Source organism: Aeromonas sp. S9(2024), from assembly GCF_041403185.1.
Classification (GTDB): domain Bacteria; phylum Pseudomonadota; class Gammaproteobacteria; order Enterobacterales; family Aeromonadaceae; genus Aeromonas; species Aeromonas enteropelogenes.
This window is the reverse complement of the sequence record NZ_JBGLRE010000003.1, coordinates 339,256-358,796: the sequence shown is the minus strand read 5'-3', so window position 1 is coordinate 358,796 and position 19,541 is coordinate 339,256. Positions and strand designations below refer to the sequence as shown.

At 62.0% G+C, this 19,541-nt stretch carries 18 protein-coding genes, 1 tRNA gene and 1 other RNA gene; all 20 read left to right on the top strand.

The features are described from left to right. Window positions 1–60: 60 nt before the first annotated feature. The 20 genes from ACB028_RS07855 (at window position 61) to nuoH (ending at window position 19,534) form a co-directional block, all read left to right on the top strand. Window positions 61–840: an amino acid ABC transporter ATP-binding protein gene (locus tag ACB028_RS07855; RefSeq protein WP_371143933.1), complete on the top strand. Its 780-nt coding sequence runs from the start codon at window positions 61–63 to the stop codon at window positions 838–840. Continuing rightward, window positions 833–1,630, top strand: a complete 798-nt coding sequence (locus ACB028_RS07850; protein WP_371143932.1) for an amino acid ABC transporter permease — start codon at window positions 833–835, stop codon at window positions 1,628–1,630. The genes ACB028_RS07855 and ACB028_RS07850 overlap by 8 nt, the downstream gene beginning before the upstream one ends. A gap of 2 nt (window positions 1,631–1,632) precedes the next feature. Continuing rightward, entirely contained in the window at window positions 1,633–2,457 is an 825-nt protein-coding gene (locus ACB028_RS07845) for a transporter substrate-binding domain-containing protein (RefSeq protein WP_371143931.1), read from the top strand. Next, a complete protein-coding gene (locus tag ACB028_RS07840) occupies window positions 2,430–3,338 on the top strand; it encodes an amino acid ABC transporter permease (RefSeq protein WP_371143930.1) in 909 nt (302 codons plus the stop codon). The genes ACB028_RS07845 and ACB028_RS07840 overlap by 28 nt, the downstream gene beginning before the upstream one ends. Beyond that, window positions 3,332–4,072, top strand: a complete 741-nt coding sequence (gene mepA / locus ACB028_RS07835) for a penicillin-insensitive murein endopeptidase (protein WP_042026567.1) — start codon at window positions 3,332–3,334, stop codon at window positions 4,070–4,072. Before ACB028_RS07840 ends, mepA begins: the two co-directional genes overlap by 7 nt. A 78-nt stretch (window positions 4,073–4,150) precedes the next feature. Next, complete coding sequence (locus ACB028_RS07830; protein WP_371144008.1) at window positions 4,151–4,756, top strand: LemA family protein; 606 nt, start codon at window positions 4,151–4,153, stop codon at window positions 4,754–4,756. Further along, window positions 4,753–5,502, top strand: coding sequence for a TPM domain-containing protein (locus ACB028_RS07825; protein ID WP_342016689.1), 750 nt, complete (start codon window positions 4,753–4,755; stop codon window positions 5,500–5,502). Before ACB028_RS07830 ends, ACB028_RS07825 begins: the two co-directional genes overlap by 4 nt. Window positions 5,503–5,523: 21 nt before the next feature. Next, on the top strand, window positions 5,524–6,141 hold the full coding sequence (locus tag ACB028_RS07820; protein ID WP_371143929.1) for a TPM domain-containing protein: 618 nt from the start codon (window positions 5,524–5,526) through the stop codon (window positions 6,139–6,141). Window positions 6,142–6,318: 177 nt separating this feature from the next. Next, window positions 6,319–6,406 (top strand) — tRNA-Ser (locus ACB028_RS07815). Between the two features lie 214 nt (window positions 6,407–6,620). Next, window positions 6,621–6,749, top strand: a non-coding RNA gene (locus tag ACB028_RS07810) — RtT sRNA. A 702-nt stretch (window positions 6,750–7,451) separates the two neighbouring features. Then, window positions 7,452–8,711 (top strand): DUF1254 domain-containing protein, encoded by a 1,260-nt coding sequence (locus ACB028_RS07805; RefSeq protein WP_371143928.1) that lies wholly within the window; start codon window positions 7,452–7,454, stop codon window positions 8,709–8,711. A gap of 237 nt (window positions 8,712–8,948) precedes the next feature. Further along, complete coding sequence (locus ACB028_RS07800) at window positions 8,949–9,707, top strand: flagellar motor protein (protein WP_042026519.1); 759 nt, start codon at window positions 8,949–8,951, stop codon at window positions 9,705–9,707. Further along, window positions 9,682–10,560, top strand: a complete 879-nt coding sequence (locus tag ACB028_RS07795; protein ID WP_371143927.1) for a flagellar motor protein MotB — start codon at window positions 9,682–9,684, stop codon at window positions 10,558–10,560. The genes ACB028_RS07800 and ACB028_RS07795 overlap by 26 nt, the downstream gene beginning before the upstream one ends. Before the next feature lie 318 nt (window positions 10,561–10,878). After that, window positions 10,879–11,283 (top strand): NADH-quinone oxidoreductase subunit A, encoded by a 405-nt coding sequence (locus ACB028_RS07790; protein ID WP_042026521.1) that lies wholly within the window; start codon window positions 10,879–10,881, stop codon window positions 11,281–11,283. 29 nt (window positions 11,284–11,312) lie between these two features. Beyond that, complete coding sequence (locus ACB028_RS07785; RefSeq protein ID WP_026457426.1) at window positions 11,313–11,987, top strand: NADH-quinone oxidoreductase subunit B family protein; 675 nt, start codon at window positions 11,313–11,315, stop codon at window positions 11,985–11,987. Between the two features lie 2 nt (window positions 11,988–11,989). Then, a complete protein-coding gene (gene nuoC / locus ACB028_RS07780; protein WP_026457427.1) occupies window positions 11,990–13,795 on the top strand; it encodes an NADH-quinone oxidoreductase subunit C/D in 1,806 nt (601 codons plus the stop codon). Between the two features lie 75 nt (window positions 13,796–13,870). Then, window positions 13,871–14,416, top strand: coding sequence for an NADH-quinone oxidoreductase subunit NuoE (nuoE, locus tag ACB028_RS07775; RefSeq protein ID WP_371143926.1), 546 nt, complete (start codon window positions 13,871–13,873; stop codon window positions 14,414–14,416). Beyond that, window positions 14,413–15,798, top strand: coding sequence for an NADH-quinone oxidoreductase subunit NuoF (gene nuoF / locus ACB028_RS07770; RefSeq protein ID WP_371143925.1), 1,386 nt, complete (start codon window positions 14,413–14,415; stop codon window positions 15,796–15,798). Before nuoE ends, nuoF begins: the two co-directional genes overlap by 4 nt. 41 nt (window positions 15,799–15,839) lie before the next feature. Then, window positions 15,840–18,569 carry an NADH-quinone oxidoreductase subunit NuoG gene (nuoG, locus tag ACB028_RS07765; RefSeq protein WP_371143924.1) on the top strand — a complete coding sequence of 910 codons (2,730 nt, stop codon included), beginning with the start codon at window positions 15,840–15,842 and terminating at the stop codon, window positions 18,567–18,569. Then, window positions 18,566–19,534 carry an NADH-quinone oxidoreductase subunit NuoH gene (nuoH, locus tag ACB028_RS07760; protein ID WP_371143923.1) on the top strand — a complete coding sequence of 323 codons (969 nt, stop codon included), beginning with the start codon at window positions 18,566–18,568 and terminating at the stop codon, window positions 19,532–19,534. Before nuoG ends, nuoH begins: the two co-directional genes overlap by 4 nt. Window positions 19,535–19,541: the final 7 nt, after the last annotated feature.

Sequence of the window (19,541 nt, the reverse complement as noted above, 5' to 3'; positions counted from 1 at the left end):
ACAGCCATCAGGGTGCTGACAAGGGGGTTTTCTTTGTCATGTCCCCACAAAATCAATACCATGGCATCAACGACTCTCAATGGAACCGATTCATTGACCAGCACGCCCCCTTGCGTCCGTTTTTGTGGCGTCAACAAACGCTATGGCGATTTTCAGGCTCTCCACCAGATCGATCTCACCATAGAGCGGGGTGAGAAGTGGGTGATCTGCGGCCCGTCTGGCTCTGGAAAATCCACCCTGATCCGCACCATCAACGGCCTGGAGGGGATCGACGGCGGCCAGCTGTTCCTGTTTGGCGAGCCCGTTACCCCCGCCTATCTGCGCCGGCTGCAAGGACGGGTCGGCATGGTGTTCCAGCAGTTCAACCTCTTTCCCCACATGACGGTGCTGGAAAACCTGATGGTGGCGCCGGTGCACACCCTGGGGCTGCGCCCGGCCGAGGCCAAGGCGCGGGCCCTGACGCTGCTGGAGCGGGTGCGCATCCAGGCCCAGGCCGACAAGTATCCCCACCAGCTCTCGGGCGGCCAGCAGCAGAGGGTAGCCATTGCCCGTTCCCTCTGCATGCAGCCCGAGCTGATGCTGTTTGACGAACCCACTTCGGCCCTCGACCCCGAGATGATCCGCGAGGTACTGGATGTGATCCGCGAGCTGGCGGACGAGGGGATGACGTTGGTTTGCGTCACCCACGAGATGGGCTTTGCCCGCCAGGTGGCGGATCGGGTGCTCTTCATGGACGAGGGCAGGATCATCGAGTCTGCCCCGCCGGCGCAGCTCTTTGGCGCCCCCTCCCACCCGCGCACCCGGGCCTTTCTCGAACAGGTGCTGAGCTACCATGGCTAGCGCACGCCGCCTCTCCCCGCTCGGCTGGCTGCTCGGCACCCTGGTCCTGCTCCTGCTGCTTGGCTGGGCCCTCTACAGTGGTGCCCGCCAGATGGGCTATGAGTGGCAATGGCCGCGGGTATTGCCATTTCTCGGGGAGTGGGATGAGGGAGAATTCTATGCCGGCCCGCTGCTAAATGGTCTGCTGGTCACCCTGCAAGTAGCCCTGCTCAGCCTGGTGGGTACCCTGGTCGTCGGTCTTTGCGTGGCGAGCCTGCGCCTGCTCCCCTCGCGCCTGGGCCCCTGGCTCGCCCTCGCCTATCTCGCGCTGGTGCGCACCACGCCGCAATTGGTGCAACTCTATATTCTCTACTTCCTGCTGGGTCCCATGCTGGGGCTGGCGCCGCTGGCCTGCGCCGTGCTAAGCCTCTCCCTCTATCAGGGCGCCTTTACTGCCGAGGTGTTGCGAGCAGGCGTGCTGGCCATACCCAGGGGGCAGTGGGAGGCCGCGCACGCCCTCGGCCTGCCCAGAGCCGTGACCCTGCGCAAGGTGATCCTGCCACAGCTCATGACCATCATATTGCCGCCGCTGACCAACGAGCTGGTGTCGCTCATCAAACACTCGGCTCTGGTGAGCGTCATCGCCATCTTCGATCTCACCAACGAGGGGCGCACCCTGGTAGCCGACACCTTTCTCACCTTCGAGGTGTGGTTCACCGTGGCCGCCCTCTACCTGCTGTTGACGCTGACCCTGTCAGCCTGTTCGCGGGCTCTGGCCCGTCATCTTGCTCCGGACCAACAAGGACGTTAACCATGACATCATTCATCAAAACCGCCCTGTCGGGCGCAGCCCTGCTGCTGACCACCACTCTGTTTGCCCCCGCCCAGGCCGACACCCAGCCCTCCGCCACCCAGGCCCAGATCGAGCAAAGCGGCACCCTGAGGGTCGGCATGTCCACCTTCGCCCCCTGGGCGATGCGGGACAAACAGGGGGCCCTGATCGGTTTCGAGATTGACGTGGCCCGTCGCCTCGCCACCGACCACGGCTGGCAGGTGGAGTTCGTCCCCACCGCCTGGGATGGCATCATCCCCTCCCTGCTGGCAAAAAAATATGACGTCATCATCGGCGGCCTCACCATCACCCCCGAGCGGGAGAAGAGCGTGCGCTTCACCCACCCTTACTCCCACTCCGGCGTTCAGCTGGCCGCCTCAACATCCATGGCAAGCGAAAAGAAAACCCTGGCCGACTTCAACCAGCGCGGGGTGATCCTGGCGGTGCGCCGTGGCGCCTCGCCAGTACAGGTGGCCAAGGTCAACTTTCCCAAGGCCACCCTGCGCCAGTTCGATGACGAGTCCCAGGTGTTTCAGGAGGTGCTGAACGGCCGCGCCCACGGCGCCCTCTCCTCCTCCCCCAAACCGGAGCAGGAGGCACTGCGCCACCCCGATGCCCTCTTCATGCCCTTCGTCACCCCGCTGGCGCAGGGGAACGAAGGCTTTGCCCTGCGCAAGGAGGACGGGGCCCTGGCCGAGCAGTTCAACGAGTGGATCGACGCCCGCCAGGCCGATGGCTGGCTCAAAGCACGCCATGACTACTGGTTCAAGTCGCTGGTATGGGAAGCGCAGGTCGCCAACCCCTGATGCTGACGAAGATAAGAGGGGCCATTCGCCACGTCGGCTGGCTGGATGGGGCGATTGTCGTGCTCCTGCTGCTGACGGCGGTCTGGCTCGCCAGCCGCGTCCATATCGGGGTAGCCTACCAGTGGCACTGGCATCAGGCCTTCGAGCTGCTGTTCACCCGCGGCCCGCACGGTGAGCTACCCTATTTTTTCAGCGGCCTGCTCACCACCTTGCGCATCGCCCTGTTTGGCATGCTGCTGGCGCTGCTGCTCGGCACCGCTCTCGGCCTTGCCACCTTCAGCCGCCGCCCCTGGCTGGTGCTGCCGGCCACCCTGTTTGTCCAGCTTGTCCGCAACCTGCCGCCGCTGGTGTTTATCTTCATCTTCTACTTTTTCATCGCCAGCCAGCTGTTGCCGGCAAGCGGCCTCTCCCGCTGGCTCGGCACCACGGCCATCTCGCCCTGGCAGGAGGCGCTGTTCGGCCCGCCGGCACGCTGGGAGAATCTCATCTCCGGTACCCTGTGTGTCGGGATGATCAGCGCCGCCTTCGTCGCCGAGATAGTACGGGCCGGTCTCGCTGCCGTACCCGCAGGGCAATGGGAGGCTGCCCAGAGCCTTGGCCTCTCCCCCTGGATGCGGCTGCGCCGGGTGATCCTGCCCCAGGCCCTGATGCTGATGCTGCCGCCCCTCACCGGCCAGCTCATCGCCCTGGTGAAGGATACCGCCATCGTCTCCCTCATCTCGGTGCAGGAGCTCACCTTTGTCGGCACCGAGATGGCCAACTCGAGCGGACTGGTTTACGAGATCTGGCTGCTGGTAGCGGCGGCCTATTTATTGATATGTTTGAGTCTGTTCGCACTCCTCAGCCGACTCGAAGCAAGACAAGGAGCACACAGATGCTGACGTCCCTGTTACTGGCTACCGCCCTGCACGCCGAGGCAATCGGCGGTTATGCCGCCGGCTGCCTGAAAAACGGCATGGCCCTGCCGCTGGAGGGGCCGGGTTATCAGGTGATCCGTACCAAGCGGCTGCGCTATTACGGCCACCCCGACCTTATTCATTACCTGCAGACGCTGGCTAACCAGAGCCGCATGGCTGGCCTGCCGGATCTCTATATCGCCGATCTGGCGATGGCCCATGGCGGCCCCTTTACCTCGGGCCATCGCAGCCACCAGACCGGCCTCGATGCCGATATCTGGTTTCGCATGGCCAACCGCCCCATCAGCAAGTGGGAGCAGGATGCCCCGAAGGAGTGGGCGCTCATCGACGAACCCAGTTACAAGATGTTGCCGGGTCGCTTCGGCCCGCAGCAGCTCACCCTGCTGCGCCTGGCCGCCAGCAAACCCGAGGTGGCGCGCATCTTCGTCAACCCGGTGATCAAGTCAGCCGTCTGTGAGCAGGCGGGTCACGAGCCCTGGGTGGCCAAACTGCGCCCCTGGGTGGGCCATTTCAGCCACTTCCATGTGCGCCTGCGCTGCCCCGCCGCCAGCCCGGATTGCCAGCCCCAGCCCCCCATTCCCCCTGGCAATGGCTGCGGGGAGGAGCTCGCCTCCTGGCTCAAGGACAAGCCGCAACTGCCCAGGGTATCCGGCATCAACAAGATGCCGGTCTTGCCCGCCCGCTGCAGTCGCGGATAGTCACCCCAGCGTGTCGTCGCGGATTGTCGCCACTGACCCCAAGCTGTTATGGTGAACCGATATTTGCCAGCCATTTCAATGGAGAACAACAAGATGAACCTATCTCTCTGGCGCAGGGCCACCCAGTCCCTGCTGACCCTGACCCTGCTGCTGGGTCTGACCGGTTGCGGCATGAATACCATTCCGACTCTGGATGAGCAGGTCAAGGCGAGCTGGGGACAGGTGGAGAACCAGTACCAGCGCCGCGCCGATCTGGTCCCCAACCTGGTGGCTACCGTCAAGGGGTATGCCACCCATGAGCAGGAGACCCTCAAGGCGGTCACCGACGCCCGTGCCCGGGTTGGCAGCCTGCAGGTGAGCGATCCGGCCCAGCTCAAGGAGTTCGAGGCGGCGCAAAACCAGCTCTCCAGCGCCCTCTCCCGCCTGATGGTGGTGGTCGAGCGTTATCCCGATCTCAAGGCGGATCAGCAGTTCCTCACCCTGCAGGCCCAGCTGGAAGGCACCGAAAACCGCATCTCGGTGGCCCGCCGCGACTACATAGAGGCGGTACGCCAGTTCAACACCGAGATCCGCACCTTCCCCGGGGTGATCTGGCACAAGCTGCTCTACTCGGATCTGGAAGCCAAACCCAGCTTCAGCGCCAAGGCAGGTGCCGATGAGGCGCCCAAGGTGAGCTTCCAATGACCATGATGCTGCGGATCCTGCTGCCCTGCCTGCTGCTCTGGACCACAGCGCTACAGGCGGCTCCCGACTTTCCGCCCCTGAGCGGGCGGGTGGTGGACGAGGCGAGCCTGATGTCCCGCAAGCAGGCCCACCAGCTGACCCAGCAACTGGCCGCGTTTGAAAAACGCAGCGGTGTACAGCTGGTGGTGGTCTCCATCGACAGTTTGCAAGGGGAGACCATCGAGGAGTACGGCTACCAGCTGGGACGTCACTGGGGCATCGGCCAGAAAGGAAAAGACAACGGTGTCCTGCTGCTGATCGCCCAGGATGAGCGCAAGGTGCGGATCGAAGTGGGTTACGGCCTGGAAGGGGCCCTGCCCGATGCCATCGCCGCCAACATCATCCAGACCCGGATCCTGCCCGCCTTCAAGCGGGGCGACATGGTGGCCGGCATCATGGCGGGCAGTCAGGGCATCATGCTGGCGCTGGCCGGTGACTATCAGCCAGCAGAGACCCAACAGCAAGATAGCGGCAAGGGGCCCGGGCTGTTCATTCTGATGGTGATTGCGATGATCGTGATCCATAACCTGCGCGGAGGTGGCGGCGGAGGTGGCTCGGGCCGCCGTCGCCGCTCGGCCTACCTGGCCGGGGGACTGGGGGCCGGCTCCTTTGGCGGTCGCTCCGGCGGAGGTTTTAGCGGCGGTGGCGGTGGCTTTAGCGGTGGCGGTGGCAGTTTTGGTGGCGGTGGTGCCTCCGGTGGTTGGTAACAGGGATTAAGAGACGACAAGATGATTTCCAAACAGTTTTATCACACGCTTCAGGCCAGGGTCAGACAGGCAGAGCAGGACACGGACGCCGAACTGGTGACCGTGCTGGCCCCGGCCAGCGATGGATATCGCTACATTCCCACCCTCTGGGCGGCCCTGCTAGCCATGCTCACCCCGCTGCTGGTGTTCCAGCTCGGCTTCTGGCTCGGCTGGTACGAGATCCTGCTGGTACAGTGGTCGGTCTGGCTGCTGCTGAGCCTCCTGTTTCACTGGACCCCCATCAAGATGCGGCTGATCCCCAAACGGGTGCGCCTGCACCGGGCCGCCCTGATGGCACGACTGCAGTTTGTCGAACAGGGACTGCATCGCACCCGCGACCGGCTTGGCGTGCTGATCTTCGTCTCGGCCGCCGAGCACTACGTGGAGATCCTGGTGGATGACGGCATCGCCCAGCACATCGACAACGTCCAGTGGCAGGAGATCATCGATGACTTCGTAACACGGGTGCGCAACAAGGAGATCGAGCAGGGCTTTCTGGAGTGCATCGAGCGCACCAGCGCCATCCTGAGCGATGCCTTCCCCGCCACCCGGGATCAGAACGAGCTGCCTGACAGCCTGATCATCCTGGACAAGCCCTGAGCCGGTGTAAAAAAACGGCATTCTGCTCAAGGGTTAAGCGTTCGATAAAGATTATGAAAAATAAGGGGAAAAGTGGTTGACCGAGGCAGCCCTTTCCCCTACATTACGCCCCGTTCCAGCGCAACAGCGCGACGAACACAGTGTTGGCTGAACACGTTAAAGAACAGACCAAAATTTGGTGAGGTGTCCGAGTGGCTGAAGGAGCACGCCTGGAAAGTGTGTATACGGCAACGTATCGAGGGTTCGAATCCCTCCCTCACCGCCAAATAAAGCAAAAGGCCCCGTCGCAAGACGGGGCCTTTTGCTTTATCCGATGATGGGCGGCTTGGTTCGAACCCTGTTCGACAGGCGGGCAAGATAGCCCGCTTGGACGGCCAGAGGCCGCCCGCAGGGCGAGCGCCAGGGATGGCCCGAGTCAATCCCGACCCAGCGTCAAATTCGAAAGGGTCCATCTAGGTGGGCCCTTTTTCGTATCTCCCCCTGACCTTCGAGAGGGAAGGTGAGAACCCTCGTCGGGTTCGAGCAGAGCAGCGAGCTGCGATGAACGGCCGCAGGCCGCCCCGAAGGGGAGAGCCACGCAGTGGCGAATCATCTCTCCCTCACTCCAACAGCCATACTCCAGCCACAGCCTTGCCGTCCAAGGCTCCGGTGTCACACAACCCCGATGATCGCAAAACCCACCGATATATAAGTGTTATTGGCTCAAAAGAGGTTGATGACAATTAAACTGGGCGCAGAAATGTTGCAAACCATAAAATGGCCACAACAAGGCTATAAAAATAGGTTTTATTCAGGATGTCGACTCGAATTTAAATAAAATAAACCGTCTTACTCCATAGCCTGACAACATTAATAAGCTCTATAAGGTCGTCAAGAAATTCTTGGGTTTTATTGCCACCTAGAAAATAATTATCACCCTCCTCCCCATTTGATTGTATCTACACCCCACGCAGCAGTTGATCAGCCAGTCTGGTAAAGCATGCCTATGCCGGTGAAGCAGCGCGGCTGACTCCTCCAACCAGCAACTATGAGCATTTCAGGTGTTTGATTGTGTGCCCCGGCATGATGACGCCGAGCACCTTTCCGGGCAACCCCCCCTGATGACAGGAATAGATGATGACTAATTTATCATTTGCCTGTGATGGCTGAATTTCACGCATGGACGCCCAAGCATAATCATGCAATGCTGTTTGCGTGAGATGGTTCGCTTCATGTCACGTGGGATAAATCAGCATTCTTGATGGCTGAGTTTTTACAACACGGAGAGCATCATGATTAGAAAAACAGTTTTGGCTGTTTCGTTGTGTGCGATGACTGCATTGCCGGCCTACGCAAAAATAAGTGACGAGATGGCGAAGGATGCCTTTATTTATGCCTACTCAATGGACGAGGCATACAAGTTTTTTTATGAAACCGCAGTAAAAACCGATACGCCCCTCAATCGATTCCAGAATATTCGTCACATCGCAGACGACACCTATACCTCTCACCCGACCATCAACAACGACACCCTGCATCTGCAAGGGTGGCTGGATGTCAGTGCCGAGCCGGTGATCGTCAGCGTGCCCGACATGGACAAGGGCCGTTACTGGATCCTGCACACCATGGACATGGGCCACTACACCACTTCCATGATCGGCTCCCGTCTGCGCGGTGAGAAAGGCGGTCGCTTCATGTTTGCCTCCAACACCTGGCAGGGGGAAGTGCCCGCCAGCGTGACCGAGGTCATTCGCGTCAACTCCAACCTGATCAAGCTGATGGGTCGCATCATGGCGACCGGCAAAGAAGACGAGAAGGTGGCGCTCGGCTACATGGATCAGTGGAACATCCGGACCCTCTCCCAATACCTGGGCGTGCCGGGCCCCAAACCCAAGGTGCATCAATGGCCTGATCCGGCCAAGACCGACTGGCTGCAGCGGGTCAACTTCGTCTTGTGCGAAGGGGACATGGGCACGGCCGACAAACAGTGGCTGGATCAGTACAAGGCCATAGGACTGGCTCCTTGCAAACAGGATTTCACCAAGGAGCAGACGGCGGCGGCCAAGACGGGTGAGAAACTCGGCATGGCTTACCTGGCCGAACTGGCGCCCAAGATGACCAACGCCGGCGAGCTGCTGGGCACCCGCGCCGAGTTGCAAAATGGCAAGCGTGACCTGTTTGCCGAAGGCACCTATCTCGGCCAGTGGGGGCTGCCGCCGGAAGAGTCCGTCTACCTGCAATCGGTAAAAGGGTCGGACGGCCAGAACATCAACGGCGCCAACGGCAAGAAATACCGTATGCGCTTCAAGGCACCGGACGTGAGCCAGTTCTGGTCCTTCACCGTCTACGCCACCGACAACAAGCTGATGGCGCACAATGCCATCAACCGCCACAGCCGTGGCGACCGGACCCTCAAGCCCGATGCCGATGGCATGTACACCATAGAGCTGAGCGCCAAGGGGGATGCCAACAACCCCAACTGGCTGCCCATCCCGGAGAAAGACGCCTACATCATCATGAGGATGTACGGCCCGAGCAAGGACGTGCGTGAAGGGAAATACCCCTTCCCCGCACTGGAAGTGGTCAAGTAACCAGTGATCAGGATGGCCGCACAAGGGGCGCTCGCGCCTTGTGCGGCTTCTTTGTTTCTCCCCTTTTTCTCTCCTTGGCGTTGCGCCCCTTGTGTCACATCCGGGCTCGTTTTTTCTTCCCTTCATTGCCCCCGCCACCATCGCTCATTTATTTGTTCACCGATTGGATATCGTTTTGAAAAACTGACACTTAAGTAGCTACACTAGCCACTATCACCATTCATGGACGGGTAACAGATGAGTTTGATCGGCCTGGTACTGGCACTGATCGCCATCCTTGGCGGCAACATGATCGAAGGCGGTCACCCCAGTGCGCTGCTCGACCTGCCAGCGTTTCTCATCGTCATCGGCGGTACCATAGGCGCCGCATTGACGCAATTCCCCTTCTCGGTCGTTGGCAGCACGATGAAACGCTTCAAATGGCTGCTCTCTCCTCTCAAGCTCGATCTGCATGAGCAGGCCCAGTTACTGGAGAACCTGGCCGGCAATGCCAGACGCAGCGGCATGCTGGCCCTCGAGGGGATGATCGAGGAGATCAAGGATCCCTTTTTGAGAAAAGGGGTACAGATGATGGTGGACGGTTACGAGAAGACAAAGATCCACGAGGTGCTGGAAAACGAGATCGAGTTCGAACAGGAAGATCTCGAACAGACCGTCAAATTCTACGAAGCCATGGGAGGCTACTGCCCGACCATGGGGATCGTCGGCGCCGTGTTCGGTCTTATTCACGCCATGGGCCTGCTGGATGCGCCGGACAAACTGGGGGGCGCCATCGCGGTGGCCTTTATCGCCACCATCTACGGGGTCTCCGCCGCCAACCTGATTTTCCTGCCCTTCGGCAACCGCTACAAGGCGTTCGCCCATCAGATCCGCCACTACAAGGAGATGACCCTGACCGGCATCCTCTGCATCGTGGACGGCGAATCCCAGGCTCGCCTGCAGGTGACCCTCGAACCTTATCTGGGAGCACATGGTGGCGAAAAAGAAAAAGGCTGAAGCACCGGAGAACCATGAACGCTGGCTGGTCTCCTATGCCGACTTCATGACCCTGCTGTTTGCCCTGTTCGTGGTGCTCTACTCCTTCGCCATGGCCAAGCAGTCGGAAACCCGGGTGCTGATCCAGGGCTTTATCGAGTCATTGGGCAAGATAGGTCTCATCTCGCCGCCGGCCGGCTCCCCCGTGATGCAGGGAGGAACCGGGATCCTAGAGCCCGACTCGAAGACAGCCCCCGGCGAGCCGCCAAAAGAGACGATCCTGGACAAAGTTGAGCATGCCGCAGCCGCCGATCCCATCAACGAAACCATAGGCCCCTCTGAACAACCGAGTCCTACCAATGACTGGCCCTACAAGGCCAAGAAGCAGGAGTGGGTGCAGGCAACCAAGCAGAAGCTTGAGCAGCAGCTCAAGTCACAGATCGAATCCAAGGATCTGGAAATTGAGCAGCTCGGCAGCCAGCTGGTGATCCGCATCGGCGAGAAGGCGCTGTTTCCCTCGGATTCTGCCTTCCTGCAACCCCAGTTTATCCCCCTGATCAACAAGATTGGCACCATCCTTACCGGTATCCCGGGGCGGGTGGTAGTAACGGGGCACACCGACAACTCCCAGGCGCCGGTGGAGCTCTATCGCAACAACTGGGAACTGTCGGTGCTGCGAGCAGCCGCCATCGTCCAGACCCTGATCGGCAACCCTAAACTGGACGCCAGACGCATCGTCGCCCAAGGAGTGGCCGACACCCAGCCACGCTATCCCAATGACACCCCTGCCCACCGCCAGGCGAACCGCAGGGTCGAGATCACCCTCTCCCAAGGCAAGGCTGCAGAAGAATCCCTTCCTCTAATAAAACCCTGATAAATACACAGGCATCAACCGCGTCACTTTCCTGAATGCCGATCGAGCCTTCCAGTCCTCCATATCGCCCCTTGTCAACTTCAGTAACCACCACTTCACAATTTAAAACACTCATCGATGCTGAGTGGCGTACGCCCTGTCCCGCCATTTTCATTTGCTACCTTTTCATCAAAAAATTGAACTTCGTAACAAAATTTAACATCCAACCAGTCGATTAATAATTAAGCGGCAAAAATGACATGTAAATCAGTACGGAAATGTCATACTACGTAACATCAATGTTAAGTATCATGAATGGTTTGGTTAAGGAAAACCTCTATGTTTGCCGATATTGCTGTCCAACACTGGGCTTTTGCCATTTATGTCATTGCTGCCATCTGCCTCTGCCTGGGAATGATCGGCCTTGCCGCCGTACTGGGGGGGCGCGCCTACGGCCGCACCAAGAACAAACCCTTCGAATCCGGTGTCGACTCGGTCGGCAGTGCCCGCCTGCGTTTTTCCGCCAAGTTCTATCTGGTCGCCATGTTCTTCGTCATCTTCGATGTCGAGGCGCTCTATCTGTTTGCCTGGTCGGTGTCGGTGCGCGAAACCGGCTGGGTCGGCTTCATCGAGGCCACCATTTTCATCGTTTTGCTGCTCATCGGCCTGGTCTATCTCTGGCGCATCGGTGCGCTGGACTGGTCGCCGCGCAAGGCACCACTAAACGACAAGAAAACTGACTGAATCACAGATCCTTTCCTTGAGGTTGCACCATGAAGTACACCCTGACCCGGATAGATCCGGATGCGCCCATCGAGCGCTATCCCCAAGAGCAGCGACAGACCGTCGATGACCCGCTGGCACAAGAGGCGACGCGCGGCATCATGATGGGGCGTCTCGAGGAGGTGCTGCAAGATACGGTCAACTGGGGCCGCAAAAACTCCCTGTGGCCCTACAACTTCGGCATCTCCTGCTGCTATGTGGAGATGTGTACCGCCTTCACCTCCCCCCACGACGTGGCCCGCTTCGGCGCCGAAGTGATCCGGGCCTCTCCCCGTCAGGCCGATTTCATGGTGATAGCCGGCACCCCCTTCATCAAGATGGCGCCGGTCATTCAGCGTCTCTACGAGCAGCTGCTCGAGCCCAAGTGGGTCATCTCCATGGGGGCCTGTGCCAACTCGGGTGGCATGTACGACATCTACTCCGTGGTGCAGGGGGTCGACAAATTCCTGCCGGTCGACGTCTACATTCCGGGCTGCCCCCCCCGCCCCGAAGCCTTCCTGCAGGCCCTGATGTTACTGCAGGAGTCCATCGGCAAGGAGCGCCGGCCACTCTCCTGGGTGGTGGGCGATCAGGGGATCTACCGCCCCCAGATGCAGGCCGAAAAAGAGCGCAAGCGTGGCGAGCGGATCAATGTGACCAACCTGCGCACGCCGGATGAGATCTGACCATGAAATTGACCCGAGAGTTTCCAAGCAACTACACCATGGCCCAGTGGCAGCCAAGCGATCATCAGGATGCCAGGGTGATAGGCGAACTGTTCGCCCACTTTGGCGCTGACCATTTCACGCTGCAAACCACCCGCACCGGCGTGCCCGTGGTCTGGCTCGCCCGTGAGCTCTTGCTCGACGTGATGGGCTTCTTGCGCGCCCTTCCTTCCCCGTTCGTGATGCTGTTTGACTTGAGCGCCACCGACGAGCGGATGCGCAGCCACCGGGAAGGGTTGCCACAAAGCGATTTCACCGTCTTCTATCACCTCATCTCCATCGAGCGAAACAGCGATCTGATGCTGAAGGTGGCGCTGATGGAGAGCGATCTGACCCTGCCCACCATCACCGGCCAGTTCCCCAACGCCAACTGGTACGAGCGGGAGGTGTGGGATCTGCTGGGGATCACCTTCGACGGTCACCCCCACCTGACCCGGATCATGATGCCGAGAAGCTGGCAGGGTCACCCCCTGCGCAAGGACTACCCGGCGCGGGCCACCGAATTCGATCCCTTCATGCTCGATGCCGCCAAGCAGGACATGGAGCAGGAAAACCTGCTGTTCAAGCCCGAGGAGTGGGGCCTGGCCCGTGGCAACGAGAACGAGGACTACATGTTCTTGAACCTCGGCCCCAACCACCCCTCCGCCCACGGCGCGTTTCGCCTGGTGCTGCAGCTCGATGGCGAGGAGATCCGCAACTGCGTGCCCGACATCGGCTATCACCACCGCGGCGCCGAGAAGATGGGGGAGCGCCAGTCCTGGCACAGCTACATCCCCTACACCGACCGGGTTGAGTACCTGGGGGGCGTGATGAACAACCTCCCCTACGTGCTGGCGGTCGAGAAGCTCGCCGGCATCAAGGTGCCGCAACGAGTCGACATGATCCGGGTGATGATGGCGGAGCTGTTTCGTATCCAGAGCCACCTGCTGTTCCTCGGCACCTATATCCAGGACGTGGGGGCCATGACCCCGGTCTTCTTCACCTTCACCGACCGCCAGCGCATCTACACCATCATCGAGGCCATCACGGGCGCGCGCATGCACCCGGCCTGGTTTCGCATCGGCGGCGTGGCTCACGATCTGCCCCAAGGGTGGCAGCGCCTCATCCAGGACAACCTGCTGAGCTGGCTGCCCAAGCGGCTGATGGAGTATGAGAAGGCGGCGATGCGCAACAGCATACTGCGCGGACGCACCATAGGGGTCGCCGCCTACACCACCGAACAGGCGCTCGCCTGGGGCACCACTGGCGCTGGCCTGCGGGCCACCGGCCTCAACTTTGACGTGCGCAAATGGCGCCCCTATTCCGGCTACGATCAGTTCGACTTCGAGGTGCCGGTGGGCAGCAATGGCGATGCCTACGACCGCGCCACCGTGCGCATCGAGGAGATCCGCCAAAGCATGTCGATCATCGAGCAGTGCATGAAGAACATGCCGGAAGGGCCCTTCAAGGCGGATCACCCGCTCACTACCCCGCCACCCAAGGAGCGCACCCTGCAGCACATCGAGACCCTGATCACCCACTTCCTGCAAGTGTCGTGGGGCCCTGTCATGCCGGCGGCCGAGTCGCTGCAGATGATAGAGGCGACCAAGGGGATCAACAGCTACTACCTGACCAGCGATGGCTCCACCATGAGCTACCGGACCCGGATCCGCACTCCGAGCTTTGCCCACCTGCAACAGATCCCCTCGGTGATCAAGGGCAGCATGGTATCGGATCTCATCGTCTACCTGGGCAGCATCGATTTCGTTATGTCGGATGTGGACCGTTGAGTCATGTCGCCCCCTTCGCGAAGGGGGCGGCAGACGAGACGCGCAGTAAAGGGACAAGCCACCAAAGGTCAAGTCATGAGCCAGCAATGTCAGTGTCATCATAATCAGACCCCAGAGGGGCAAGGGGCATGCAGCAGCAGCCAGCAGGGCGATTTCGTCCTGAGCCAGGCGGAGCGCGATGCCATCGAACACGAGAAGCACCACTACGAAGATCCCCGCGCCGCCAGCATAGAGGCACTCAAGATTGTGCAGCAGGCCCGCGGCTGGGTCCCCGACGGCGCCATTCACGCCATCGCCGCCGAGCTTGGCATTCCCGCCAGCGACGTGGAGGGGGTCGCCACCTTCTACAGCCAGATCTTCCGCCAGCCGGTGGGGCGCCACATCATCCGGGTCTGCGACAGCATGGTCTGCTACATCAACGGTCACGAACAGTTGCTGGCCGGTCTCAAGGAGGTGATGAACCTCTCTCCCGGCCAGACCAGCGCCGATGGCCGCTTCACCCTGCTGCCGGTCTGCTGCCTTGGCAACTGCGACAAGGGGCCGGCGCTGATGATCGACGACGACACCTATGGCGGGCTCGATCCCGTCAGCCTGCTCAAGACTCTGGAGGCTTACCCATGAGCCTTGATCAGCGCAAGACCCTCGCCTCTTTTGGCACCGCCAACCGCACCCCTCGCGCTCCCGAGACCCACCCGCTCACCTGGCGCCTGCGCGACGACGGCCAGCCGGTGTGGCTGGAGGAGTATCAGGCCAAGCAGGGCTACCAGGCCGCCCGCAAAGCCCTCGGCCAGATGAGCCCGGATGAAATCGTCAGCACCGTCAAGGATGCCGGCCTCAAGGGGCGCGGCGGCGCGGGCTTTCCCACCGGGGTGAAGTGGGGCCTGATGCCCAAGGACGAGAGCATGAACATCCGTTACCTGCTCTGCAACGCCGACGAGATGGAACCCAACACCTGGAAAGACAGGCTGCTGATGGAGCAGCTGCCCCATCTGCTCATCGAGGGGATGATCATCTCGGCCCGGGCGCTCAAGGCCTACCGCGGCTACATCTTCCTGCGCGGCGAGTACGTGGATGCCGCCATCCATCTGCGTCGCGCCGTCGAGGAAGCCAAGGCGGCGGGGCTCCTTGGCAAGAACATCCTGGGCTCGGGCTTTGATTTCGAGCTGTTTGTCCACACCGGCGCCGGCCGCTACATCTGCGGCGAAGAGACGGCCCTTATCAACTCCCTGGAAGGGCGCCGCGCCAACCCGCGCGCCAAACCCCCCTTCCCCGCCGTCTCCGGCGTCTGGGGCAAGCCCACCTGCGTCAACAACGTCGAGACCCTGTGCAACGTGCCGGCCATCATAGGCAACGGCGTGCCCTGGTATCAAGGATTGGCCCTGCCGGGTTCGGAAGATCACGGCACCAAGCTGATGGGCTTTTCCGGCAAGGTCAACAACCCGGGGGTCTGGGAGCTGCCCTTTGGCATCACCGCTCGCGAACTGTTCGAGGAGTACGCCGGGGGCATGAAGAGCGGCTATCGCCTCAAAGCCTGGCAACCGGGGGGCGCCGGCACCGGCTTCCTGCTGCCCGAGCACCTGAATGCCCAGATGTATACCGCCGGCATCGGTAAGGTGGGCACCCGGATGGGCACCGGGCTCGCCATGGCGGTGGATGACAGCATCAACATGGTGAGTTTGCTGCGCAACATGGAGGAGTTCTTCGCCCGCGAATCCTGCGGCTGGTGCACCCCGTGCCGCGATGGCCTGCCCTGGAGCGTCAAGCTGTTGCGGGCGCTGGAACGCGGCGAAGGGCAATCCGGCGATCTGGCGACCCTGGAGCAGCTGTGCACCTTCCTCGGCCCCGGCAAGACCTTCTGTGCCCACGCCCCCGGCGCCGTCGAGCCGCTGGCCAGCGCCATCAAGTATTTCCGCCCCGAATTCGAGGCCGGGATCAAGGGCCACGGCTACAATCGCAAGCCGCTCAAAGGGATCCAGCCCAATCTTTTGGGCGAGCGCTGGTAAGCGCACCACAGATTTCACCAAACAGGTTTCAGGGAAGAGGTATGGCAACCATTCATGTTGACGGAAAAGAGTACGAGGTAGACGGGGCGGACAACCTGCTGCAAGCCTGCCTGTCGCTGGGTCTCGACGTCCCCTATTTTTGCTGGCACCCGGCGCTTGGCAGCGTCGGCGCCTGCCGCCAGTGTGCGGTCAAGCAGTACCAGAATAGCGATGACAAGCGCGGCCGCCTGGTCATGTCCTGCATGACCCCGGCGAGCGACGGCAGCTACATCGCCATCGAAGATGAAGAGGCTAAAGAGTTTCGCAAGAGCGTGGTGGAGTGGCTGATGACCAACCACCCCCACGACTGTCCGGTGTGCGAAGAGGGAGGCGCCTGCCACCTGCAAGACATGACGGTGATGACGGGCCACAACAGCCGGCGCTACCGCTTCACCAAGCGCACCCACCAGAACCAGGATCTGGGCCCCTTCGTGGCCCACGAGATGAACCGCTGCATCGCCTGCTACCGCTGCGTGCGCTACTACAAGGACTACGCCGGCGGCGAGGATCTTGGCGTCTACGGCGCTCACGACAACGTCTACTTCGGGCGGGTCGAGGATGGCACCCTGGAGAGCGAGTTTTCCGGCAACCTGGTGGAGGTGTGCCCCACCGGGGTGTTCACCGACAAGACCCACTCCGAGCGCTACAACCGCAAGTGGGACATGCAGTTTGCCCCGAGCGTCTGCCAGCAGTGTTCCGTTGGCTGCAACATCAGCCCGGGGGAGCGCTACGGCGAGCTGCGTCGCATCGAAAACCGTTTCCACGGCGCCCTCAACCACTACTTCCTCTGTGACCGTGGCCGCTTTGGCTATGGCTACGTCAATCTGGCCGATCGGCCGCGCCAACCCTTGCTGCAAGAGGGGAGCGACAAGCTCGCCATCACGGTGGATGGCGCCCTCAACCGCGCCGCCGATGCCCTGCGCACCGCAAGCGGCGTCATCGGCATCGGTTCGCCCCGCGCGTCGCTGGAGAGCAACTTCGCTCTGCGCGAACTGGTGGGGGCCGAGAATTTCTACAGCGGCGTCGAACAGGCGGAGTGGGCCTGCCAGCTGAAGATGCTGCACATCCTGCAGCACGGCGGCATTCGCACCCCGAGCCTGCGTGACATGGAAGAGGCCGACGCCATCCTGGTGCTCGGCGAAGACGTCACCCAGACTGCCGCCCGCATCGCTCTGGCCCTGCGCCAAGCGGTCAAGGGCAAGGCCCGTGAACTGGCCCGCAAGATGAGAGTCGATCTGTGGCAAGTTGCCGCGGTGCAGACCCTGGGCCAGAACGAGCGCTATCCGCTGCTCATCACCAGTCTCGACACCACCCGTCTCGACGACGTGGCCGCAGAGACCTGGCACGGGGCGCCGGCCGATCAGGCGCGCCTCGGCTTTGCCATCGCCAACCTGCTTGACGGCTCGGCCCCCGCTCCCGCCGATCTCGCCCCCGAGCAACGGGCGCACGCGACCCGCTGGGCCGAACTGCTGGGCAGCGCCAAACGGCCGCTTGTTATCGCAGGCTCCGGCGCCCGCTCGCAAGCCTTGATTGAGGCGGCCAGCAATATCGCCCGCGCCCTCAAGGGTCGCGGTCAGGCGGTGGAGCTTGCCCTGGTGGCGCAGGAGGTCAACTCCCTCGGGCTCGCCATGCTGGCCGATGCCGGCAAGCCGCTGGAGGCGGCCTTTGAGCGTATCGAGCGCGAAGATCAGCTGGCGCTGGTGACCCTGGAGAACGATCTCTATCGCCGCGCCCCCCGCAGCCGGGTCGACGGGGCGCTCAAGCGCCTCCAGCACCTGCTGGTGGTGGACCATCAGCTTACCCCGACCGCGCAGCAAGCAGATCTGGTGCTGCCCGCCGCCAGCTTTGCCGAGGCGGACGGCACTTTGGTGAACATGGAGGGGCGCGCCCAGCGTTTCTTCCAGGTCTACGCCCCCGCCTTCTACGACGCCGATATCCAGGTGCGCGAAGGGTGGCGCTGGCTGGCTGCCCTGCAAGGGGCGATCAAACGCCAGCCGCTGCGATGGCAGACCCATGAGCAGATAAGCCAGGCCTGCGCCGCCGCCAATCCGCTGCTGGCCACCATGCTGGAGGCGGCCCCCAACGCCGGCCTGCGCATTCGCGGCATGCGCCTGGCCCGCGAGCCGCACCGCTACAGCGGCCGCACCTCCATGCTGGCGGATCAGAACGTGAGCGAGCCACGGGTGGCGCAGGATCCCGACTCCCCCTTCAACTTCTCCATGGAAGGGTACGCAGGCGCGCGCCAACCCCTGCCCCAGGTGCCCTTCGCCTGGGCCCCGGGCTGGAACTCGCCGTCGGCCTGGAACAAGTTTCAGGACGAGGTGGGCGGCCATCTGCGCGCCGGGGATCCCGGCCGTCGCCTGCTTGAACCGGATGAAGTGACCCTGGGCTGGTTCGAGGCCATCCCGGCCCCGTTCGCGGCACAATCTGCCCTGCAGGTGGTGAACTATGCCCAGCTGTTTGGCGGCGAGGAGCTCTCGGCCCGCAGCCCTGTCATCCAGGCCCGGATGAGCGAGCCCGAGCTGGTGCTCAATCCGACCGATGCGGCGCGCCTGGCCCTGCATGCGGGCAGTCAGGTGGCCCTCTCCTGGGGCGGTAGCTACTGGCAGTTGCGCCTGCGCCTGAGCGAGCAACTTGCAGCCGGTTTGGTGGGGCTGCCCCTTGGGGTGAACGGCCTGCCGACCGCCCTCGCCCAGGCCACGCTCGATAATCTGCAGGAGGTGATCGCATGAGCGCATCGCTGATGGATCTGCTGATTGAGGTGAGCAAGGCGCTGATCGTGCTGGTGGGGATCGTGGGGGCCGGCGCCTTCATGAGCTTCATCGAGCGCCGCCTGCTGGCCCTGTGGCAGGACAGATACGGCCCCAACCGGGTTGGCCCCTTCGGCCTGCTGCAGCTGGCGGCGGACATGGTGAAGATGTTCTTCAAGGAGGACTGGATCCCGCCCTTCGCCGATCGGCGGATCTTCATCCTGGCCCCCATCATCGCCTTCACCTCCTTCATCCTGGCGTTTGCCGTGGTGCCCCTCACCCCCACCTGGGGCGTGGCGGATCTCAACGTGGGTCTGCTCTACATCCTGGCCATCGCGGGGCTGGCGGTCTATGCGGTGCTGTTCGCCGGCTGGTCGAGCAACAACAAATACTCCTTGCTTGGCAGCCTGCGTGCCTCGGCCCAGACCCTCTCCTACGAGGTGTTCCTCGGGCTCTCCTTGATGGGGATTGTGATCCAGAGCGGCAGCTTCAACCTACGGGAGATCGTCGAAGCCCAGGCGGGCCTGTGGAACGTGGTGCCCCAGTTCCTGGGCTTTGTCACCTTCCTGTTCGCCGGGGTCGCCGTCACCCACCGCCATCCGTTCGATCAGCCGGAGGCGGAGCAGGAGCTCGCCGACGGCTATCACATCGAGTACGCGGGCATGAAGTGGGGGCTGTTCTTCGTGGGTGAGTACATCGGCATCGTGCTGGTCTCCGCCCTCATCGTGACCCTCTTCTTCGGTGGCTGGCATGGACCCTGGTTGCCCCCCTTCATCTGGTTTGCCCTGAAGACCGCCTGCTTCATGGTGCTCTTCATCCTGCTGCGGGCTTCCCTGCCCCGCCCGCGCTTTGACCAGGTGATGGCGTTTGGCTGGAAGGTGTGCCTGCCACTGACCCTGATCAACATGCTGGTCACCGCAGCCGTGGTGCTGATGAATGTGCAGTGAGACACAA